The sequence below is a fragment of the Myxococcales bacterium genome (assembly GCA_016717005.1).
GTDB lineage: Bacteria > Myxococcota_A > Polyangia > Haliangiales > Haliangiaceae > UBA2376.
Genome location: JADJUF010000007.1, coordinates 196,396 through 217,629 on the forward strand (window position 1 = coordinate 196,396; position 21,234 = coordinate 217,629).

Annotated in this window: 15 protein-coding genes and 1 tRNA gene; 6 read left to right on the plus strand and 10 right to left on the minus strand. The window is 74.7% G+C overall.

Annotation, left to right across the window (positions count from 1 at the left end; genetic code table 11):
- Positions 1–132: 132 nt before the first annotated feature.
- Positions 133–810: a hypothetical protein gene (locus tag IPL61_07815; GenBank protein ID MBK9031228.1), complete on the minus strand. Its 678-nt coding sequence runs from the start codon at positions 808–810 to the stop codon at positions 133–135.
- A 160-nt stretch (positions 811–970) separates the two neighbouring features.
- Between IPL61_07815 and IPL61_07820 the strand changes: the two genes are divergently transcribed.
- A complete protein-coding gene (locus IPL61_07820; protein ID MBK9031229.1) occupies positions 971–1,954 on the plus strand; it encodes an NAD-dependent epimerase/dehydratase family protein in 984 nt (327 codons plus the stop codon).
- On the opposite strand, the gene IPL61_07825 is transcribed toward IPL61_07820, so the two are convergent.
- Positions 1,955–2,929 (minus strand): tyrosine recombinase XerC, encoded by a 975-nt coding sequence (locus IPL61_07825; protein ID MBK9031230.1) that lies wholly within the window; start codon positions 2,927–2,929, stop codon positions 1,955–1,957.
- 769 nt (positions 2,930–3,698) lie between these two features.
- Between IPL61_07825 and IPL61_07830 the strand changes: the two genes are divergently transcribed.
- The 3 genes from IPL61_07830 (at position 3,699) to IPL61_07840 (ending at position 6,325) form a co-directional block, all read left to right on the plus strand.
- Positions 3,699–3,767, plus strand: a tRNA-Ser gene (locus IPL61_07830).
- 39 nt (positions 3,768–3,806) lie between these two features.
- Entirely contained in the window at positions 3,807–4,646 is an 840-nt protein-coding gene (locus IPL61_07835) for a hypothetical protein (GenBank protein MBK9031231.1), read from the plus strand.
- Positions 4,643–6,325 (plus strand): hypothetical protein, encoded by a 1,683-nt coding sequence (locus tag IPL61_07840; GenBank protein ID MBK9031232.1) that lies wholly within the window; start codon positions 4,643–4,645, stop codon positions 6,323–6,325. Before IPL61_07835 ends, IPL61_07840 begins: the two co-directional genes overlap by 4 nt.
- Before the next feature lie 220 nt (positions 6,326–6,545).
- On the opposite strand, the gene IPL61_07845 is transcribed toward IPL61_07840, so the two are convergent.
- Positions 6,546–10,190 carry a protein kinase gene (locus IPL61_07845; protein MBK9031233.1) on the minus strand — a complete coding sequence of 1,215 codons (3,645 nt, stop codon included), beginning with the start codon at positions 10,188–10,190 and terminating at the stop codon, positions 6,546–6,548.
- 127 nt (positions 10,191–10,317) lie between these two features.
- On the opposite strand from IPL61_07845, the gene tpx reads away from it, so the two are divergent.
- Complete coding sequence (gene tpx / locus IPL61_07850) at positions 10,318–10,974, plus strand: thiol peroxidase (GenBank protein ID MBK9031234.1); 657 nt, start codon at positions 10,318–10,320, stop codon at positions 10,972–10,974.
- Between the two features lie 20 nt (positions 10,975–10,994).
- On the opposite strand, the gene IPL61_07855 is transcribed toward tpx, so the two are convergent.
- From IPL61_07855 to trmFO, 4 genes are read right to left on the minus strand one after another with little or no spacing between them, the layout of a single operon-like run.
- Positions 10,995–11,369 (minus strand): DUF302 domain-containing protein, encoded by a 375-nt coding sequence (locus IPL61_07855; protein ID MBK9031235.1) that lies wholly within the window; start codon positions 11,367–11,369, stop codon positions 10,995–10,997.
- Positions 11,370–11,404: 35 nt separating this feature from the next.
- Positions 11,405–12,091: an SDR family oxidoreductase gene (locus tag IPL61_07860; protein MBK9031236.1), complete on the minus strand. Its 687-nt coding sequence runs from the start codon at positions 12,089–12,091 to the stop codon at positions 11,405–11,407.
- Positions 12,088–13,596, minus strand: a complete 1,509-nt coding sequence (locus IPL61_07865) for a hypothetical protein (protein MBK9031237.1) — start codon at positions 13,594–13,596, stop codon at positions 12,088–12,090. Before IPL61_07865 ends, IPL61_07860 begins: the two co-directional genes overlap by 4 nt.
- Positions 13,593–14,972: a methylenetetrahydrofolate--tRNA-(uracil(54)-C(5))-methyltransferase (FADH(2)-oxidizing) TrmFO gene (gene trmFO / locus IPL61_07870; protein MBK9031238.1), complete on the minus strand. Its 1,380-nt coding sequence runs from the start codon at positions 14,970–14,972 to the stop codon at positions 13,593–13,595. Before trmFO ends, IPL61_07865 begins: the two co-directional genes overlap by 4 nt.
- A gap of 216 nt (positions 14,973–15,188) precedes the next feature.
- Here trmFO and topA point away from each other — a divergent pair, with 216 nt between their 5' ends.
- Entirely contained in the window at positions 15,189–18,176 is a 2,988-nt protein-coding gene (topA, locus tag IPL61_07875; GenBank protein ID MBK9031239.1) for a type I DNA topoisomerase, read from the plus strand.
- 127 nt (positions 18,177–18,303) lie between these two features.
- On the opposite strand, the gene IPL61_07880 is transcribed toward topA, so the two are convergent.
- The 3 genes from IPL61_07880 to ybgF are packed head-to-tail and all read right to left on the minus strand — an operon-like array spanning position 18,304 to position 21,208.
- Positions 18,304–19,134, minus strand: a complete 831-nt coding sequence (locus IPL61_07880) for a DNA-protecting protein DprA (protein MBK9031240.1) — start codon at positions 19,132–19,134, stop codon at positions 18,304–18,306.
- 47 nt (positions 19,135–19,181) lie between these two features.
- Positions 19,182–20,351 carry a LysM peptidoglycan-binding domain-containing protein gene (locus tag IPL61_07885; GenBank protein MBK9031241.1) on the minus strand — a complete coding sequence of 390 codons (1,170 nt, stop codon included), beginning with the start codon at positions 20,349–20,351 and terminating at the stop codon, positions 19,182–19,184.
- Complete coding sequence (ybgF, locus tag IPL61_07890; protein ID MBK9031242.1) at positions 20,348–21,208, minus strand: tol-pal system protein YbgF; 861 nt, start codon at positions 21,206–21,208, stop codon at positions 20,348–20,350. Before ybgF ends, IPL61_07885 begins: the two co-directional genes overlap by 4 nt.
- Positions 21,209–21,234: the final 26 nt, after the last annotated feature.

A 21,234-nucleotide genomic window follows, 5' to 3' on the forward strand; every position in this document is an offset into this window, starting at 1 on the left:
GCCGCCGGACCTTCCGGGCGCCGCTCTTCATGACGGTGTTGCCGAACGAGACCTGGCCGTCGCCCGCGACGACGACGGCGCCGCCCCGGCGGACGGTGAGGATGGTGGTGGAACGCAGCAGTCGTTCGGTGCTCACGTTGCCGCAGGCTTACCACGGCGGCGGCGCTCGAGCGCCCAGGTCGCCAGCGGCACCAGCGCCAGGGCCGGCATGACGTAGTAGGCCGGCGAGTCCGGCGTCGGCCGCCGCGGCCGATAGACCTCGCCCAGCGCCAGGCACAGGCCCAGGTAGATCGCGATCACCGCGACGCCACACAGCGCCCACAGCCGGCGCTCGATCGGCGGCGGCGACGACGGTGGCGGCGCGGGCGGCGGCGGCCGCTCGGTCAGCATCGCCGCCCAGCGCCGCAGATCCCAACCCAGCAACCCCGCCAGGCCCAGCACCAGGAGCGTCGTGACGATCACCGTCGGCGCCCGGGCGGTGCTCCAGGTGAACGCCGCGATCGCCGTGGCGATCGGCAAGGCCAGCGCCGCGCCCAGCGCCGCGAACCGCTGGGTCATGAGCAGGAGCGCCGCGGTCAGCTGGAGCGCGCCGACGAACCGGTACATGCCGCCAGTGGCCAGGAACGCGTCGAGGAAGTCGTGGAAGCGGCCGGCGTTCGCCGGGTCGGTGAACGGCTGGCCCAGCACCTTCTTGAGCCCGGCCGGCACGAACGCGAAGCCGATCAGGATCCGCAGGTTGACGACCGCGAGGTTCGGGCCCCGGCGCGCGCGCGCGCGATCGATCCACCGGACCAGGCCATCGAGCGACATCACCGCCACGCTAGCGCGGTTCGCGCCCAGCGGGGGGGGGGGGGGGGGGGGGGGGGGGGGGGGGGGGGGGGGGGGGGGGGGGGGGGGGGGGGGGGGGGGGGGGGGGGGGGGGGGGGGGGGGGGGCTCGACGCCGGCGCCGCGTGACGGTACACGTCGATCATGCTCACGCTCGTCACGGGTGCCACGGGACTGGTCGGCAACGCGCTGGCGCGGCGCCTCGCCGACGGCGGCCAGCGCGTCCGCGCGCTGGTCCGCGATCTCGACCGGGCCCGCCCGATCCTGCCCGGCGTCGAGCTGGTGCGCGGCGACATCACCGAGCCGGCGTCGCTGGTGCCGGCGCTGGCCGGCGTCGCCCGGGTGTTCCACGCCGCGGGCATGCCCGAGCAGTGGCAGCGCGACGAGGGCGTCTTCGATCGGGTCAACCACCTGGGCACGGCGAACGTGCTGGCCGCGGCCCGGACCGCCGGCGTGGCCCGTGTGATCTACACGTCGACGATGGACGTGTTCGCGGCCCCGCGCGGCGGCACGCTGGTCGAGACCAACCTCGACCCGCACCCGAAGCACACCGCCTACGAGCGCAGCAAGCAGGCCGCCGACCGCGCGGCCGAGGCGATCCGCGCCGACGGGCTCGACGTCGTGCACGTCAACCCGGCCGCGGTCTACGGCCCGGGCCCGGTCCACGTCGCGCTCAACGGCGTGTTCATCCGGCTGCTGACCGGCAAGATGCCGATGGTGCCGCCGGGCGGCATGTCGGTCGTCTACGTCGACGGCGTCGTCGACGCGCACCTGGCCGCCGCCGACCGCGGCGTCAGCGGCGAGCGCTACCTGGTCAGCGACGGCTACGCGTCGAACCGCGAGCTGTGCGTCGAGATCGCGCGCCAGGCCGGCCTGCGCAAGGTGCCGCGCGACGCGCCGGCCTGGCTCCTGCGCGGGCTCGCGGGCGTGAGCGCGCCGCTGGCGCGGCTGTTCCGGTTCAGCCCGCTGATCGCGCCGGGCCAGCTCACGTTCATCCTGTGGCAGGCCCGGGTCGACAGCGCCAAGGCCCAGCGCGAGCTCGGGTTCGCGCCGACGCCGCTGGCGACCGGCGTCGAGCGCACGCTCGGGTTCCTGCGCGCCGAGGGCCTGGTGCCGGCCGCGGCCTGATCACTCGGTCGGCGGCTCGCCGTCGGCGTGGGCGCGCGGGTGCGCGGCGTCGTAGACCTTCATCAGGTGATCGAGCGAGACCTTGGTGTAGACCTGGGTCGACGACAGGCTGGCGTGACCGAGCAGCTCCTGGATCGAGCGCAGGTCGACGCCGCCGTCGAGCAGGTGGGTCGCGAACGAGTGGCGGAAGGCGTGGGGCGTGGCCGGCGCGGTGACGCCGCTGGCGATGGCCCAGGCCCGGGTCAGGCGCTGGACCGAGCGCGGGGTCAGGCGCTGGCCGCGCGCGTTGACGAACACCGCCGGGCCCGGCGCCCACGCCCGGGCCGCGCGCCACGCGGCGAGCGCGCGCACCGCGGCGTCGCCCAGCGGCACGATCCGACGCTTGCCGCCCTTGCCGCGCAGGACCGTGACGGTCCAGGTGCCGTAGCGATCGTGCTCGAGGTCGTCGTGGTCGAGCGCGCACGCCTCGGACACGCGCAGGCCGGCGCCGTAGAGGACCTCGAACAGCGCCGCGTCGCGCAGCGCCAGGGCCTCGGCCCGGGCGGCCTCGTCGACGCCGCGCGGGCGCACCGTCGGGCGCGGGCCCGCCGCCGGCGCCTCGACCAGGCGGAACGCGTCGTCGACGTCGAGCGCGCGCGGCAAGCTCGGTCGCTTCTTGGGCCCGCGGATCGCCGCGGCCGGGTTGCCGGCGACGACGCCGCGCTTGTGCAGGAAGCGGAAGAACGTGCGCAGCGCCGACAGCTTCTTGCCGATCGTCGCCGGCCGGTTGGCGTCGAACAGGCTCGCCAGGTGGCGCCGCACCTCGATCGTGTCGACCTCGGCCGGCGTCAGCGGCGGCCGCGGCGCGCGCCGGGCGGCGACGCCGACGCGGAAGGCCTCGACCTCGGCCAGGTACACCGCGCTGGTCCGCGGCGAGTAGCCGCGCTCGCTCGCGAGGTACGAGGTGAACGAGGCGATCGCGGTCGGCCAGTCCATGAGCGTCGGCAGATCGTAGGCGCCGGCGGGGGCGCGGGCCAGTTTCCTCGACGGTGACGAGTGACGGCGCCCGCTCCGGCTCCGGTTCCGACTCCGGCTCCGGGTCCGGTTCCGGTTCCGGCTCCGGCTCCGGGTCCGGGTCCGGGTCCGGGTCCGGGTCCGGTTCCGGGTCCGGGTCCGGCTCCGGGTCCGGTTCCGGTTTCGGTTCGGGCGCGGGTGCGGGCGCGGGCGCGGGGCGAGGCTCCGGCTCCGGGCTCAAAAAATCTCAGCGCCGCTGACGACTTCGGAGATCGCCAGTACTTGGTGTTTGACAATCTCCGACGCTGCGTCTATCTACACACGCAGCGTCAAGATCGGTCGTTCCGTCAGTGGACCGGTGGCATGGCGAGCGGCGGCGGGATTTCGGGATCGGGTCAGAGGATCGAACGAAGGACGGATTCGTGCGCCAGTACATGCCATCGCTACCCACCAGGTGACCCGCGCGGGCGCTCGCCCGCCGCGCGGTCGTCGAGCCTGGCCCGTGGACGGCGCCGCCACGCGTGGTCGCCGCGCCGGGCCGCGTCCAGCCGTGGACGCCGCGCGCGCGTCGGCGGCGTCGCCGCCACGCTCGGGCCGCGGTCTCGCCAGATCGTCAGTTGCCGACTGACGACCTGCGGCGCGCGTCACCGCCAGTCCGTGCGGCTGCACTGACCTGCTGATCGGCGGGCGTGCGCCCGCGCGGCCTCCCTCGACCGCGACCGTCGGCGACGACGCGTCGTCGCCACCCCATGCCTCCGTGCGCGGATCGCGATCCGGGCCTCCTACGCCTGGCGCGGTGGTTCGACTCCACCCGGCGGCGCCGAGTCATCCCATGAAGACCTTGCGAAAGAGTGACACCATGAACGAGCCCCAGCAGAAGCGAGACCTGGTCCTGCCGCCCGGCGGTTACGCCTACATGCAGGACGTGACCAAGGGCGTCGTGAAGACGTACACCGGCCCGACGGTGATCAACCCGACCGCGCAGGAGCGGCCGGTGGTCTACGACGCGGCCTCGGGCACGTTCCGCGGCGCGGCCACGCTCGAGGAGGCGATGCGGATCGCCCCGGTCGCGGCCGAGGGCCACTACATCATCCTGCGCAACCCCGCGCGCGGCAACAAGCACCCCGACGAGGGCAGCGCCCAGCCCAGCGCCGAGCAGGAGATCGGTCGCACGATCATCGTGCCGGGCCCGGCCACGTTCGCGCTGTGGCCCGGCCAGTCGGCCGAGGTGATCGAGGGCCACCACCTGCGCTCGAACCAGTACCTGCTGGTGCGCATCTACAACGAGGACGAGGCGCGCAAGAACTGGAGCCAGGCGGTGGTCAAGCCGGCGGTCGCCGACGGCGACGGCGCGGGCCCGCAGCCGGTGTCGAAGGCGCCGCCGCCCGATCTCACCGTCGGCAAGCAGCTCATCATCCGCGGCACCGAGGTGTCGTTCTACATCCCGCCGACCGGCGTCGAGGTCGTCGCCGAGCTCGGCGACGGCAAGTACGTGCGCGAGGCGCTGACGCTCGAGCGGCTCGAGTACGCGATCCTGGTCGACGAGAACGGCAAGAAGCGGTTCGAGGTCGGCCCCCAGGTCGTGTTCCCGTTGCCGAGCGAGCGGTTCGTCGAGGCCAAGGACGACACCGGCCGGGCGTCAGCAAGAAGTTCCGCGCCGTCGAGCTCAACGAGATCCAGGGCCTGCACATCAAGGTGATCGCGGCCTACGCCGAGGCCGGCAAGGCCCACCAGGCCGGCGACGAGCTGTTCCTCACCGGCAAGGACACCGCGATCTACTTCCCGCGCGAGGAGCACTCGGCGATCAAGTACGACGGCAAGGCCAAGCACTTCGCCACCGCGATCGCGGTCGGCGAGGCCCGCTACGTGATGGACCGCCTGACCGGCGCGATCCGGACCGTGCGCGGCCCCGCCATGCTCTTGCCCGACCCGCGCACCGAGGTGATCGTGCGGCGCGCGCTCGGCGAGCGCGAGTGCGCGCTGTGGTACCCGGGCAACCCGGAGGCGCTCGACTACAACCGTGGCCTGCGGGCGCTGCTCCACAACGTGCCCACGACCCGCCAGGGCGTGCTGTCCGAGGGCGACGTCGAGCGCGGCGGCCGGGCCCGGGGTCCGTCCAAGGGCGGCGGCGCGACCGCGCCGAACACCGCGATGGAGGCCAGCCGGGTCAGCGGTGACCAGGCCCTGGTCGCCGACGAGTTCTCGCGCGCGAGCACGTACACCCAGCCGCGGACGATCACGCTCGACAACCGCTTCCAGGGCGCGCCGCAGATCGCGCCGTGGACCGGCTACGCCGTGCTCGTGACCTCGAAGACCGGCAAGCGTCGGGTCGAGGTCGGCCCGGCCACCGTGCTGCTCGACTACGACGAGAGCCTCGAGGTGCTCGCGCTGTCGACCGGCGTGCCCAAGACCAGCGCGCGCGTGGTCGAGACGCCGTACCTGCGCATCGCCAACAACCACGTCGCGGATCTGGTCGAGGTCGAGACGCTCGATCACGTCCGGGTCGAGCTGCACCTGGCCTACCGGGTCGACTTCGAGGGCGACCCGCTGCGCTGGTTCGCCGTGGCTGACTACGTGAAGCTGGTGTGCGACCACGCGCGGTCGCTGCTCAAGGGCCACGCCCGGCGCCACAAGGTCGAGGACCTGTACGCGACCGCGGCCGATCAGATCCGCGACGTCGTGCTCGGCGCCGCGGTCGACGGCGCGCGCCCGGGCCTGGCGTTCGCGGCCAACGGCATGCGCGTGGTCGATCTCGAGGTCCACCAGGTCGTGCTGGGCGACGCGCAGATCCGCGAGCTGCTCGAGCAGGCCCAGCACCAGGTCGTGCGCGCGAACATCGACCTGTCGAACCTGCGGCGCGAGCTCGAGGCCACGCGCCAGCGCGAGCAGATCGCCCGCGAGGAGGCCGAGGTCAAGGCCGCGACCGCCAAGCGCCACGACGAGCTCACCCGCGAGCTGGCCGCCAGCGAGCTGGCGACCGTGCTGGCGCGCCTGGGCAACGCGCTGCGCGAGGCCGCGGACAAGCAGCGCCTGGTCGCCGCCGAGCAGGCGGTCGAGGAGGTCAAGTTCGACCACCGGCTCGCGCGCGTGAAGCGCGAGCGCGATCAGGAGCTCGCGTGCGCGGTCGCCGAGCAGGGCGCCAAGATCGACCTGCTCCGGGTCGAGGCCGAGACCGCGGTGCAGCGGTTCGCGGCCGTGTCCGGCAACCTCAGCGAGGCGCTCCTGGTCCTGTCGCGCAACGAGACCCTGGTCAAGGTGGCGCAGGCCTGGGACGTGCAGAAGCTGGTCGAGGGCGAGGCCCTCGGCGACACGCTGGTGCGGCTGTTCCACAACACGCCGCTGCGCCCGCTGGTCGACAAGCTGGTGACCAGGGAGTGAGTGGGAGCCGGAACCGGAGCCGGAGCCGGAACCGGAGCCGGAGCCGGAGCCGGAGCCGGAGCCGGTGTCGGACCCGGAGCCGGAACCGGAGCCGGAGCCGGAGCCGGAGCCGGTGTCGGACCCGGAGCCGGACCCGGAGCCGGTGTCGGACCGGAACCGGATCCGGAGCCGGACCGGAACCGGAACCGGAGCCGGACCGGAACCGGTGCCGGTGCCGCTGTCAGGATCGCAGCTCGGGCGCCGCGATCGCCAGGAACCGCGCCGGATCGACGATGCCGTTGTCGCTGGCGTAGCGCGCGACCTCCGCGCGCAGCGCCGCGCCCTCGTCGCCGCCGACGAGCTCGGCCAGGCGCGCCCGCGCGGCGGCGAGCTGGATCGCCATCGCGTGCGCGCCGGCGACCTCGATCGCCTGGCGCAAGCACCGCACGACGTCGTCATCGGAGCCGTCGCCCAGCCCGGCGCGCAGCAGCAGCGCGAACACCGTGGCGTAGCCGACGTCCTCGCCCTCGAGCTGGCCGATGATCCGGCGGACCTCGGCGCGGCCCGGCGCCGACGTCGGGCCGTGAGCCCCGCCGCCCAGCACGAGGCGCCCGCGCAGGTAGGCGGCGTCGACGCGGACCAGCTTGACGCGCAGGAGCATCGACCGCCGCAGCGCCGCGAAGTCGCCGGCGAGGCGCGCGAGCGCCGGCGCCGCGTCGCCCTCGTACAGCGCCAGCTCGACCCGCGCGCGCAGCTCGTACCAGTGCTGCAGGTGGTAGCCGTCCTGGGGCGGGGTCCACGACACCTCGTCGATGTTGCGCCGCGCCTCGGCGACGTCGCCGCGGGCCAGCAGCGACTGCACCTGGAGCAGCTGCAACGTGGTCTCGAGGTAGCGATCGCCGCGCTGGCGCCCGGTGCGCACCAGCTCGGTGATCAGCGCGCCGTGCTGTTGCACCGCGCCCAGCATCCGCAGCGCGTGCACGCGGAACACCCGGGTGTTGTTCTTCTCGTAGGTGAGCCCCCGGGGACCGGCGGCGAAGACCTCCTCGGCCTGGGCCAGCGCTGCGGCCGCCGCCGGGAAGCGACCCTCGAAGAAGCTCGCGGCGCCGTCGGCGAGCAAGACCCAGGTCCGGGCGTAGGCGCGATCGGGGCAGACCGCGGCCAGCTCGGTCAGCTCGGCGTACAGCCGGCGGGCCTGGCGCCCGGCGGCGCCGGCCTGGCTGGCGAGGAACACCACCTCGGTGGCCAGGGCGCCGACGAGCCGGCGGACCTCGCCGGTCTTGAGGGCCAGCAACAGGTAGCGGCCGTTGAAGTCGGCGCCGCGGATGTTGTCGATCATCGCCAGGCCGTGGGCGACCGCGCGCAGCACGTCGAGCCGGCGCAGCGTCTCGATCGGGACCTGGCTCTCGAGGAGCCGCGCGTGGCGGGTGCCGCGCAGCCGGAGCCGCGCGCGGTGCCAGAGCACCCGCACCAGCGCGCGCCGCGGGCTGCCCGCGGCCGGCTCGCCGATGTCGTCGAGCGACGAGCGCAGCGCCGCCATGCCCTGCTGCAGGTGGCCGGTGATGATCCACTGCTCCGCGGCCTGGCGCTGACAGTCGAGGCGGACGGCCGGCTCGGCCCCGCGCGCGGCCTCGACGAACGTCGCCGCGGCCTCGGGCCCACGACCGGCGTGCATCAGCGCGGTCGCCAGCTCGATCCGCAGGCCGCGCAACGCCGCGTCGTCGTGGACGCCCAGCTCGATCGCCTCGGCGAAGAACTCGGCGGCCTGATCGAACGCCAGCGCACCGACGGCGTGGCCGGCGGCGGCCTGCGCGTACGCCGCCGCCAGCGCGTCGCGGCCCGCGGCCCGCGCGTGCCGGACCAGCGCGCGCGGGTTGTGCTCGGCCGCGCCGGTCTGCTCCAGCGCCAGGGCCAGGCGCTCGTGCAGGTGGCGGCGGCGCGCGGTGCCGAGCTGCGCGTCGACGTGCTCGCGGACCCGGTCGTGGTAGGTGACGACCCGATCCGAGCGACGGATCCCGTCGGTGCGCACCAGGTGCGCGACCCGCAGCGCGGTCGTCGCCTTGACCTGGATGGCCGTCGGGAGCTCGGCGGCCAGCGCCGCGACGTCCTGGGCCAGCGGTCCGCCGAACACCGCCAGCACCTCCAGCAGGTCGCGGGCCGGCCGGTCGAGCCGGGCGATGCGCCGGGTGAGCATCTCCTCGAGCGTCGCCGTCGAGGTCGAGCGGACGTCGGCGGTGTCGACGTGGCGGGCCAGCTCGTGGAGCAACATCGGGTGACCGCCGGCGTCGGCCGCGACCGCGGCCAGCGTCGCCGCGGAGCACCCGGGCAAGAGCTGCGCGGCCAGCGCGCGCGCGTCGTCGAGCGACAGCTCGTGCAGGTGGAGCCGCCGGGTGGTCGCGAGCTGCGCGATCCGCGCCAGCAGCGCCACGCGGGTCGGGTCGTCGACCGGACGCACCGTCGCGACGATGAGCACCGGCAGCCGGTCCTCGTGCGTGAGCAGGTCGGCCAGCAGGACCAGGCTGTCGGCGTCGGTCCACTGCAGATCGTCGATGTACCAGACCAGCGGGCCGCGCTCGGCCAGGCGCAGGAACAGCTCGCGCAGCGCGGCGAACATGCGCTGGCGCTGGTCGTGCGGGTCGGGCACGTCGGGGACGTGCGGCGACGCGGCGATGGCCTCGACCCGCTTGAGCACCGGGAACAGGCGCCCCAGCAGCGCCGCGCGGCGCGGCAGCAGCGCGGCCACGGCGGTCGCCGGCAGGTGCGCGAGGTGACGCGCGAGGTCGTCGGCGATCCCGTCGAGCGCCTTGAACGGCACGACCTCGCGCTCGTAGCAGCGGCCGGTCAGGACCACCGCCGCGGGATCGTCGGCGACGAGCCCGGCGAGGAAGTGGTCGACGAGCTGGCTCTTGCCGACGCCCGAGACGCCCTCGACCAGGCACACCAGCGGCTGGCCGCGCACGTCGGCGTAGGCGGCGCGCAGCTCGGCCAGCTCGGCGCCGCGCCCGACGAACGGCGGCGCCACGGTCGAGGTCGGCCCCGGCGGGGTCGAGTCGGCCGCGCGCGCGCGGGTCGGGGCCACGCCGAGCCGATCGAGGACGGCCCGGGCGCCGGGGCGCTGCGCGGGATCGATCTCGAGCAAGGCGGCGCACAGCGCGTCGAGGTCGGCCGGCGTGTCCGGCGCGAGCGCCCGGGCCGCGGGCGCCGTCACCTGGTGCTTGTGCATGATGACCTCGTACGGCGAGCGCCCCGCGTGCGGCAGCGCGCCGGTGAGCGCCTCGAACAGCACCACGCCGAGGCCGTACCAGTCGGCGGCGGGCGTCACGTCGCCCGACAGCGCCTGCTCTGGCGCCATGTACTCGACGGTCCCGACGATCCCGCCGCCGGTCGACTGCCCGGCCGCGTCGACCTCGGCCACCAGCCCGAAGTCGACCAGCACCACCCGCCCAGCGGCGGTGACCAGGATGTTCGACGGCTTGACGTCGCGATGGACCTTGCCCACGTCGTGGAGCGCGGCCAGCCCGACGGCGAGCTGCTGCAGCGCGGCGCGGAGGCGCGGCAGATCGCAGCCGCCCGGCACGTCGGGCCGGCGGACGTGGGTGAGCAGGTCGACGCCGGCGACCAGCTCCATCGAGAAGAACGGCTCGCTCGGACCGTCGAAGAACTCGCCGAACGTGACGAGGTTCGGGTGGGTGACGTCGTGCAGCGACCGGAACTCTTGCTTGAAGCGCGCCAGCCAGATGCCGTCGGCGTCCCGCAGCACCTTCAGCGCGACCGGCTCCTGGAGCTCGCGATCGTACGCCTCGTAGACCACGCCCATGCCGCCGGCGCCGAGCTGGCGTCGGACCTCGAAGCGCGGGCCCGCGTCGAACAGGGACTCGTCTGACACGGCTGGTTCACGGTAGGCCAGCAGCGACGGCCGGTGCAACCGCGGCGCACACGCCGCCGGCGTCGACGCCGACGCCGGATCCGGCAGATCGGGCATCGTCGGCGATGGCCTGCTAGCCTGGCCGACGATGCGCGCCCCGCTCCTCAGCCCTGCCCTGCTGCTCGCCGCCTGCTCGTCGTCGTCGGTCGACGAGGCCGACGTGGTCGCCTACCTCAAGGCCAAGCCGGTCGACCAACGCGCGCGGATCGTGGCTGCGGCCGACGGTCGGACCCGCGTGACCGGGGTGATCGCCCGCGGCGACACGCCGCTGACCTTGCTCGGCCCGACGCTCGAGGTCGGCGCCGCGATCCCCGACGTGACGATCGTCGACAGCGCGCTGGCGCCGCTGCGCCTGGCCGACCTCCGGGGCCAGGTGGTCGTGCTGTCGGTGGTGCCGTCGATCGACACCCGCGTGTGCGAGTCGCAGACCCACCACGTCAGCGACGCGATCCCCCAGCTCCCCGCCGGCACCGTGGTCATCACGGTCAGCCGCGACCTGCCGTTCGCCCAGCAGCGGTTCGCCGAGGAGGCCCACACCGAGACCCGGATGGCCTCGGACTACCACGGCGGCGGCTTCGGCCGCGGCTTCGGCCTCGCGGTCGAGGAGTCGGGCCTGCTCGCGCGCTCGACCTGGGTGATCGGCAAGGACGGCACCGTCGCCTACCGCGAGCTGGTCGCCGACCAGACCACCGAGCCCGCCTACGAGCCGCTGATCGCCGCGGCCGTGGCCGCCGCGGCGCCGTGACCGCGGTCGCCGCGGGCCCCCTACCCCAGCGCCGCGATCACGCGGCCGAGGCGCTCGCGCACCTCGCCCATGATCGCGACCAGCTCGGGCGAGCCGGCGGCGGCGGTCTGGGCCGGGTCGATCGCGACCACGGTCGCGGTGCCGTCGTCGTCCTCGTAGACCGCGACCGAGCACGGCATCATCGTGCCGGCGGCGAGGTTGGTCGACAGCGCCCTGTGCGCGAGCGTCGGGTTGCAGGCGCCGAGGATCCGGTAGCGGCGGAAGTCGACGCCGAGCTTGGCCTTGAGCGTGCTGGTCACGTCGACCTCGGTCAGCACGCCGAAGCCCTCGGCCTTGAGCGCCTCGGGCACGCGCGTGAGCGCCTGGTCGAACGTGAGCGAGGTGCGGGTGGGCATTCCGAGGGTCGTGGTCATCGCGTCCTCCTGTGCAGCTACAGCGCGCCGGCCGGCGGGGTGACGGTGATCTCGTCGATCGCCAGCGCCGGCCGCGCGACGATCGCGACGAGCAGCCCGGCCAGATCGTCGGGCTTCATCATGCGGCTGCGATCGAACCCGGGCCGATCGTCCCAGATCGGCGTGTCGGTCGCGCCCGGCATGACCGTGGTGACGCGGATGTCGTACGGGCGCGCCTCCTCGGCCAGCACCCGCATCAAGCCGCGCTGCCCGGCCTTGGCCGCGGTGTAGCCGCCGCAGTCGGGGAACGTGCGATCGGCGACGTGCGACGCGATCGCGACGATGTGGCCGCGGCGCTCGGGCTGCATCCGGCGCAGCGCCTCGCGCGCGCACACGAACGTGCCGACGATGTGGGTGTCGAGCATCGCGCGCAGATCGGCGACGGTCGCGGTGTGGATCGGGCCGAACGTGCCGGTGCCGGCGGCGCACACGACCAGGTCGGGCGTGGGCAGCTCGGCGTAGCGGGCCTTGACCGCGGCCTCGTCGGTGACGTCGAGCTGGGCCACGGCGACCTCGCCCGCCTCGGGCCGCGTCACCGCGCCCGCGCGCCCGCGCCGGCCGTAGGCGACGACGCTGGCGCCCTCCTTGGCGAACGCCCGCGCGATCGCCGCGCCGATGCCGCTGGTGCCGCCGAACACCAGCGCGAGCTTGCCGAGCAGCCTCATGGGCGCACGCTACCACGGGCCCGCCGCGGCGCTGGGGCCGCGACCCAGCGCAGCCGGGCCGGGCGCCCGCGCCGGGCCGGCACCACCGTCGTCGCGAGGCCGGCGTCGGCGAGCAGCGCCCGGGCGGTCGCCTGCGGATCGGCGCCGAGGCCGAGCTCGATCAGCGCGCGCACCCGCCCGAGCGTCCCGGGGTCGGCGCCGGCCGCCTCGCACAGCGCCAGGAAGTCGGCGGTGGCGTACGCGCCGCTCGGGCGCGCGCGCGCGTCGGCGAACAAGCGCCGGTAGATCGGCCACAGGCCGCCGGTGCCGGTCAGCGCGCGATCGAGCGCCGCCTGCACCAGCTCGCCGCAGTCGTAGTAGGCCGGCTCGGCGGCGTCGCCGTAGAGCGGGCCGACCAGCGCCCGCGCGCAGCGGTTGCCGACCGCCACGACCCGACGGCCCCACTGGCGCGCGTCGAGCAACCCGGCGTCGCGCAGCGCGAGGCCGGCGACGAACGACGACGCGCCCTCGGACAGCCACTCGTCCTTGCGATCGGCGCGGCGCGCGAGCTGGCCGTTCCACAGGTGGAAGAGCTCGTGCACCACCAGCTCGCGCCACAGCCGCGCGCCCGCGGTCGTGCGCGTGCGCCACCCGCGCCCGCCGGCCTCGAGCTGCACCAGGTCGGGCAGCGCGCGCCCGCGCACCGCGTAGCCGGCGCCGCCCGCCGGCCGCAGCGACACCAGCACCAGCGGCCGCGCGGTCGGCGCCACGCCGGTGCGCGCGCCGAGGTCGGCCAGCGCCGCCGGGACCAGCCGCGCGGTCTCGGCCGCGAGCCAGCGCGGCAGCCCGCGATCGACGACCAGCGCCACGGTCGCCTCATCGACGGTGGCCGCGGCGGCGCCGCCGACGTAGGCGTAGGTGCCGCGGCGATCGCCGACCGGCTCGGTCCAGGCCAGCTCGTCGGCGGCGACCGCGTCACCGACCCGGAGCTGGCGATCCGCGGCCACGAGCCGCCACGCCCGCGGCCCGGCCCGGGGCCCGCACCGATCGTCGACGCACACCTCGGCGTCGGCGCCGACCGCGCCGGTGAACACGAGGCGGCTGCCGTCGGTCCAGCGCAGGTTCTGGGGCGGCGCGCGGCCCGGGCTCTGATCGTCGGTGCCGAACTCGGCGGTGAAGCGCGTGCGCGCCACGCCGTCGACGGCGACCAGCACGTCGGCGTCGCCGTCCTGGCGCCAGGCCAGCGCGTCGGGCGCTCGCCACAGCGCGCCGCGCGGCGCGGCCGCGGCCAGGCGATCGAACCGCAGCGCCGCCGCCGGCGCGCCGAGCTGCCACTCGACTGACCACGCGTCGCGCGCGGGCAGGTACGCGATCGTGATCGCGGTCGGTGCGATCGGCGGGCGCGCGACCGGCGCGGCCGGCGCAGCGACCAGGGTGGCGCCTGGTGGCGGCGCCGTCGGGTTGGTGACCGGCGCGGCCGGGGTGGCGCACGCGGCCACCACCAGCGCGCCGAGCGCGCGCGTCACGCCGCCGCCGTGACCACGCGCCGCGCCGCGGCCCACGCGTCGAAGTCGGCGATCGCCCGCACCAGCTGCGCGCGCCGGCGCTGATCCTTGGCCTTGAGGTTGCCGGGGGCCGGCGGCAGCAGCCCGAAATTGACGTTGGTCGGCCCGTAGCGCTCCTTGGGCCCGCGCGGCGTGCGCACGTGCTGGTACAGCGCGCCCATCATCGAGGTCGGCGGCGGCGGCGCCAGCGATCGCCCGGCCTGCTCGTCGGCGAACAGGTGCGCGCACACCAGCCCCATCGCGCACGACTCGATGTAGCCCTCGACCCCGGTCAGCAACCCGGCGAGCCGGACCCGCGGCTCGGCCTTGAGCTCGAACGCGTCGCCGAGCAGCCGCGGCGCGTCGACGTAGGTGTTGCGGTGGATCGAGCCGAACCGCAGCCACTCGGCGTGCGCGAGCGCCGGCACCATCGCGAAGATGCGCGCCTGCTCGGGGTAGGCCAGCCGGGTCTGGAACCCGACCAGGTTGTAGGCGGTGAGGTAGCGGTTCTCGGGCCGCAGCTGCACGACCGCGTACGGCCAGCGCCCGGTGCGCGGATCGGTCAGGCCGACCGGCCGCATCGGCCCGTAGCGCAGCGTGTCCTCGCCGCGGTCGGCCATCACCTCGATCGGCAGGCAGCTCTCGAAGTAGCGCGGCTCCTCGAACTCGTGCGGCACGACCTGGCGCCCGGCCTTCACCGCCGCCACGAACGCGAGGTAGGTCGGCTTGTCGATCGGGCAGTTGATGTAGTCGCCGACCGAGGCCTCGCCGCTGTCACCGCCCTCGGGCTCCGACTCGCGGTTCCAGCGCGACGCGCGGAACGCGTGGTCGAGATCGATCGAGTCGGCCGCGACGATCGGCGCGATCGCGTCGTAGAAGTACATGCGGTCGCCGCCGAGCTCCCGGCGGATGAGCGCGCCGATCGGCCCGGCGGTGAGCGGGCCGGTCGCGACCACGACCGGCCCGGTGGGCCAGGCGTCGACCGCGCGCCGCTCGATCCGGATGCGGGGGTGCATCGCCAGGGCGACCGTGATCGCGCGGCCGAACCCGAACCGGTCGACCGCCAGCGCGGCGCCGGCCGGGACCCGGTGCCGCCCCGCGCACGCCATCAACAGCGAGCCGGCCGCCCGCAGCTCGCGCTTGAGCAGGCCGGCTGGGGTGTCGGCGTCGTCGCTGCGCAGCGAGTTCGAGCACACCAGCTCACCCAGGAGCGGGGTCTGGTGGGCGGGCGACATCGCGGTCGGCTTGCTCTCGCACAGGGCGACCTTGAAGCCGAGCTCGGCCAGCTGCCACGCGGCCTCGCACCCGGCCATGCCGCCGCCGACCACGGTGACGTCAGGATCGCGCCAGGAGGGCATCGGCTCACCCTGCCGCTGGCCCGCGCGGCCGTCAAGACGCCCCCGCGGCCACGATAATATATAGGTGCGCGCGAAGATCGCCTGGGCCCCAACATCGCCAGTGATTCTGCGCGGTCGCGCCCTCTGACGGGGCGCGCGATCGGCGCTGGCGCGGGCGGTCCGAGCGCGGACGGGGGTTGAACCGACCGCCAACGTCGCGTAAAGAACGCCGACGCCGTGGCAATCCCGCTCATCATCGTAGAGTCGCCCGCCAAGGCGAAGACCATCAGCCGCTTCCTCGGAGGTAGCGCGATCGTCGAGTCGTCGATCGGCCACATCCGCGATCTCCCGTCGGGCGCCGACGAGATCCCCGAGGCCTACCGCAAGAAGGCCTGGGCCCGGACCGGGGTCGACGTCGAGAACGGCTTCGTGCCGCTCTACGTCGTGCCGGCCGAGAAGAAGGCCCAGGTCAAGAAGCTCAAGGACTTGCTGGCCGGCGCGTCCGAGCTGTACCTGGCGACGGATGAGGATCGCGAGGGGGAGGCCATCGCCTGGCACCTCAACGAGGTGCTCAAGCCCAAGGTGCCGGTCCGGCGCATGGTCTTCCACGAGATCACCGAGAAGGCGATCAAGCACGCGATCGCGACGCCGCGGATGATCGACGCCAAGCTGGTCGACGCCCAGGAGGCCCGCCGCATCCTCGATCGCCTGTACGGCTACGAGGTGTCGCCGGTGCTGTGGCGCAAGATCGCGCCGCGGCTGTCGGCCGGTCGGGTCCAGTCGGTCGCGACCCGGCTGATCGTCGAGCGCGAGCGCCTGCGCCTGGCGTTCCGGAGCGGCAGCTACTACGGCCTGACCGCGACCCTGTCGCCGGTCGCGGCCGAGGCGGTCATCACGACCGAGCTGGTCGAGGCCTTCGGCAAGAAGGTCGCCACGTCGAAGGACTTCGACGCCGGCACCGGCGCGCTCACCGACAACGCCCAGAAGGCGGGCGTGCTGCAGATCGGCAAGGACCTGGCGGAGGCGCTCGCGACCGCGATCGCGGCCGCGCCGCTGGCGGTCGCCGACGTCACCAAGAAGCCGTTCACCCAGAAGCCGTACGCGCCGTTCATCACGTCGTCGCTGCAGCAGGAGGCGGCGCGCAAGCTGCGCTTCACCGCGCAGCGCACGATGCGCACGGCCCAGCGCCTGTACGAGAGCGGCTTCATCACGTACATGCGCACCGACTCGACGACGCTGTCGACCGAGGCGCTGGCGGCGGCCCGCAGCCAGGTCGAGAGCCTGTTCGGCGCCGAGTACGTGCCGGCCCAGCCGCGCACCTACACCAAGCAGGTCAAGGGCGCGCAGGAGGCCCACGAGGCCATCCGCCCCGCCGGCGAGGTGTTCCGCACCCCCGAGTCGCTCAAGGGCGCGCTCGAAGAAGATCAGTGGAAGCTCTACGACCTCATCTGGAAGCGCACGGTCGCGTCGCAGATGAAGGACGCGACCGGCGAGCGCACCGCGGTCCGCATCGCCGCCACGCTCGGCGCGATCGCCGGCGCGCCGGCCGGGCCCGGCACCGCGGTGCTGACGACCTCGGGCAAGGTGCTGACCTTCCCCGGCTTCCTCCGCGCCTACGTCGAGGGCTCCGACGATCCCGACGCCGAGCTCGAGGATCAGGAGAAGGTGTTGCCGCCGCTGGACCAGGGCGACGCCATGCGCGCGACCGCGACCGAGGCCAAGGAGCACACGACCCAGCCGCCGTTCCGGTTCACCGAGGCCAGCCTGGTCAAGGAGCTCGAGGATCGCGGCATCGGCCGGCCGTCGACGTACGCGTCGATCATCCAGACCATCCAGGACCGCGGCTACGTGTTCAAGAAGGGCGGCGCGCTGGTGCCGACCCTGACCGCGTTCGCGGTGACCAACCTGCTCGAGACCCACTTCGGCGAGCTGGTCGACTACGCCTTCACCGCCAAGATGGAGGACGACCTCGACTACATCTCGGCCGGCGAGAAGCAGAGCAAGCCGTGGCTGTCGCAGTTCTACTTCGGCGACGCCGGCCCCCGGCCGATCGTCAAGCACGAGGCCAAGCCCGAGGGCGAGCGCAACGGTCACGCCGCGCCGGCGGCGCTGGCCCAGGTCGGGCTGCACGCCAAGATCGGCGACGGCGTCGCCGACATCGATCCGCGCGGCATCTGCGCCATCCCGATCGGCTTCGACGCCAAGGGCGAGGCGGTCGTGGCCCGGGTCGGGCGCTACGGCCCGTACGTGCAGATCGGCGACACCGACCGCCGCGCCAACCTGCCGATCGAGCTGCCGCTCGACGAGCTCACGGTCGAGCGCGCGCTCGATCTGCTGACCCAGGCGGCGGGCTCGAACCGCTCGGTCGGCACCGATCCCAAGACCGGGCTGGCGATCTACGTCAAGGTCGGGCGCTTCGGCCCGTACATCCAGCTCGGCGAGCAGGTGCTCGACGCCAAGGGCAAGCGCAAGAAGGACGCGCCGCCGCCGCGCATGGCCAGCCTGTGGCCGGGCATGCGCCCCGAGACCCTGACGCTCGACCAGGCGCTGCAGCTGCTGACGTACCCGAAGGTGCTCGGCAAGCACCCCACGCACGGCGCCGACGTGGTCGCGTCCGACGGCCAGTACGGTCCGTACGTCTACACGATGACGCCCGAGGGCAAGCGCGACTCGCGCAGCCTCACCGGCCACGACGCGCTGCGCGACATCACCCTCGAGGGCGCGCTCGCGCTCCTGGCCGAGCCGCGGGTGTTCGGCCGCCGCGGCGCCGCGGCCCAGGGCACGGCGCTGGGTGCCAGCCCGATCACCAGCAAGCAGGTGATGGTCAAGAAGGGCCAGTTCGGCGTCTACGTCACCGACGGCGTGGTCAACGCGACCGTGCCGACCCACAAGGATCCGACCGCGCTGACGCTCGAGGAGGCGCTCGAGCTGATCGCCCAGCGCGAAGAGAAGCTGCGCGAGCAGGGCCGCGATCCGCGGGCCGAGGTCACCGCCACCGGCACCAAGGCCAACCGCCGGCGCCCGGCCGCGAAGGCCAAGGCGACCGCGACCGACGACGCCGCGGCGCCCAAGGCCAAGGCCCCGGCCAAGAGCAAGGCCGCCAAGCCCAAGGCCGACGCCAAGCCCAAGGCCGACGCCAAGCCCAAGGCCGACGCCAAGCCCAAGGCCGCCCCCAAGCCCAAGGCGCCCGCGAAGGCCAAGCCGCCGGCGCCCAAGCGCGCGTGACCCGCGGCGACCCGGTCGGCGCGGAGGCGCCGTCGACCGCGCGCCTGGCCGCCGTCCAGGCGCCGCGGGCCTCGCGACGACGCCGTCGCCGCCTCGTCGCCGCCGACCGCGCGCACCCAGCCCGCAGCTATCTCGTCGCCGCGTAGGCGCCGCCGACCGCGCGCACCCAGCCGGCCCGCTCGAGCTCGTCGAGCGCGGCCGCCACCGCGGCCGGGCGCCAGCCCAGGATCGCGGCCAGCTCGAGCGGCCCCCGCGGGCCGGGCGCCAGCGCCGTCACCAGCGCCGCCTCGTCGTCGTCGAGCGCGCGCCGCGCCCGCGCGCGGACGGTGCCCGCCAGCGCCCGCTCGAGATCGGCCACCGACTCGATGACGCCGGCGCCCGCGGCCAGGAGCGCGTCGGTGCCCGCGGTGCCGGGCACCGCGACCAGGCGCCGCCCGAGCCGCGTGGCCGCGCGCGCGGTGTGGAGCGATCCGGAGCCACGCTCGGCCGCGACCACGACGACGACGTCGGCCAGGGCCGCGATCACCGCGTTGCGCGCGACGAAGTGACCGCGCCGGGGCGGCTGGCCACGCGGGAACATCGACAGGAGCGCGCCGCCGCCGCGGATCACGTCGGCGAACAGCCCGTGGTTGCGATCGGGGTAGACCACGTCGATGCCGGTGCCGAGCACGACGACCGTGACGCCGCCCGCCGCCAGCGCGCCGCGGTGCGCGGCGGTGTCGACGCCGATCGCGCCGCCCGACACCACGGTCGCGCCGTGGCCGGCCGCGTGGGCCGCGAGCGCGGCGGCGGTGCGCGCGGCCTCGGCCCGGACCGCGCGCGAGCCGACCAGCGCCACCGCCGGGCCCGGCCCCGGAAGCCGGCCGACGCCGTCGAGCGTCGGCGGCCGCGTCAGCGCGCGCAGCCGCGCCGGATAGCCGTCCGCCTCGGGCGTCACCGTCCACACCGCCGCCACCATCGCGCGACCGTAGCAACTCGACCGCCGCCGTCAACCGGCGGCCGCGCTCACTGCTTGCGCATCATCACGCGGTCGCCGACGCCCATCTCCTCGACCGCCAGCGTGACCAGGCCGATCGAGAGCTTCTCATCGACCTGGATCAGCACGACCTCGCCCAGCGCCCGGGCCGGGAACCGCTGGTTGTTCTGTCCGACCATGTCCTCGGGCCGGATCACCGGGTCGAACGCGTCGCCGCGGCGGACGACGTACATGCGGTTGCCGACCTTGACCCCCTGGTCGGAGCCGACGTCGAGGAACACGACCTCGCCCTGGCCGATGAGCTGGACGCGCGCGAGCATCGCGACGATCGTGCCGGTCGCGTCGACGGTGTTCTTGACCGGCGGCACGTTCTTGAACTGGGTCATCAGCGGCCCGACCCGGGCGCCGCGCTCGATCTCGCCGGTGACGCGGACGATGCGCGCGCGGGCGCGCTTGTCCTGCTTGACCGCGACGATCTGGACCTCGCCCTGGATGCGCACGTAGCTGCCGACGCCCGCGACCGGCTCGTCGGCCTGGTAGATCGAGTAGCGCTTGCCGACCTGCGGGACGTCGTCGCCGGGGTACGAGATGTAGACCTCGTCGCCGAGGCTGAGCAGCTCGCGCTCGTCGACCGCGCCCACGACGCGCCACGACGACTCGAGGTGCTTCTTGTCGATGAACGCGACCTGGCGCACCGACAGCTCGACGGCGCGCGTCGGCGTCGGCGGCGGCGCGTCGCCGTCGCCGGCCTTGACCTCGTCGGGGTCGAGCTGGGCCGCGTCGAGGCTGGTGACCGCCGCGATGAAGCCGCGCGGTAGCAGGCGCACCAGATCGCCGGGGTAGATCCAGTGCGGGTTGGTGATCTGCGGGTTGTAGGCCCACACCTTCGGCCACTGCCACGGATCGTTGAAGTAGTACCAGCAGATCGCCCAGAGCGTGTCGCCGCGCGTGACGACGTGCAGCTCGGGCGTCGGACCGCCGTAGACCTCGAAGGTCTCCTCGGTCGGATCGAGGCCGGCCTGATCGTAGTGGTAGTAGCCGGTGGGCGCCGCGGGCGCGCCGCTCGAGACCGTCGGGGTGCCGTCGGCGCCCATCGTGATGACCACCGGGGGCGGGGTCGGCGGCGCGGGCTGAGCCACGGCGACGAGCGGCGACGCGGTCGTGGCGAGCGCGACCAGCGCGCGGCGAGTTCGGGTCATGGCATCTGCTCCAGGCGAGAGACGGCGATCGCCGCCGGCGAGGTCTTGGGGAACTGACGGATCACCTGCTCGAGCGCGGCCCGGGCCTTGGCCGGCTCGCCGAGCGCCGCGTAGGCCAGGCCGATCTTCACGAGCGCGTCGGGGACCTTGTTGCCGAGCGGGTACGCCGACACCGTCGCGCGGAACTCCGTGATCGCGCGCGCGTAGTCCTTCTGATCGTAGAACGCCTCGCCCAGCCAGTACTGGGCGTTGTCGGCGTAGTCGTGGCTCGGGTAGCGCGCGATCAGCGCGCGGAACGCGTCGATCGCGGCGGCGTGGTCGCGGGCCTTGAGCGCGGCCTGGCCACGGCGGTACAGCTCGAGCGCCTGATCGCTGGCGCCGGCCGCGGCCGGGTCCCGCAGCGCGGTCGAGGTCGGCAGCTCGCGCAGCGGCCGCGGGCGCGACGCCACCGACGGCGGCTGGCGGTCGCGCCGCGACAGCTCGCTCGGGTCGAGCTCGATCGCCGGTCGCGCGGCGTCGCCGACGTAGACGATCTCGCTGCCGTCGTCGCTCTGGCCCACCAGCGCGCCGTCCTCGGGCACGTCGTCGGTCAGGGCGTCGGGCGACAGCACCTCGATCGGCAGGGTCGGCGGCCCACCGACCGCGACCGGCCCGTGGATCGCGGCGGTCTCGAGCCGATCGGCCGCGAGCAGGAGCTGGTTCTCGAGATCGCGGGTCTTGCGACGCTCGGCCCGCAGCTCGGAGCGCAGCGCGCTCACGTCGCCGGCGAGGCGATGGTTGTCGGTGCGGAGCTGGGCCATCGATCCACCACAGCCGGTGGCGACGACCAGCGCGAGGGACAGGACGGGCGAGCGCACGCCTACATGGTAGGAGCCGCGTCGTC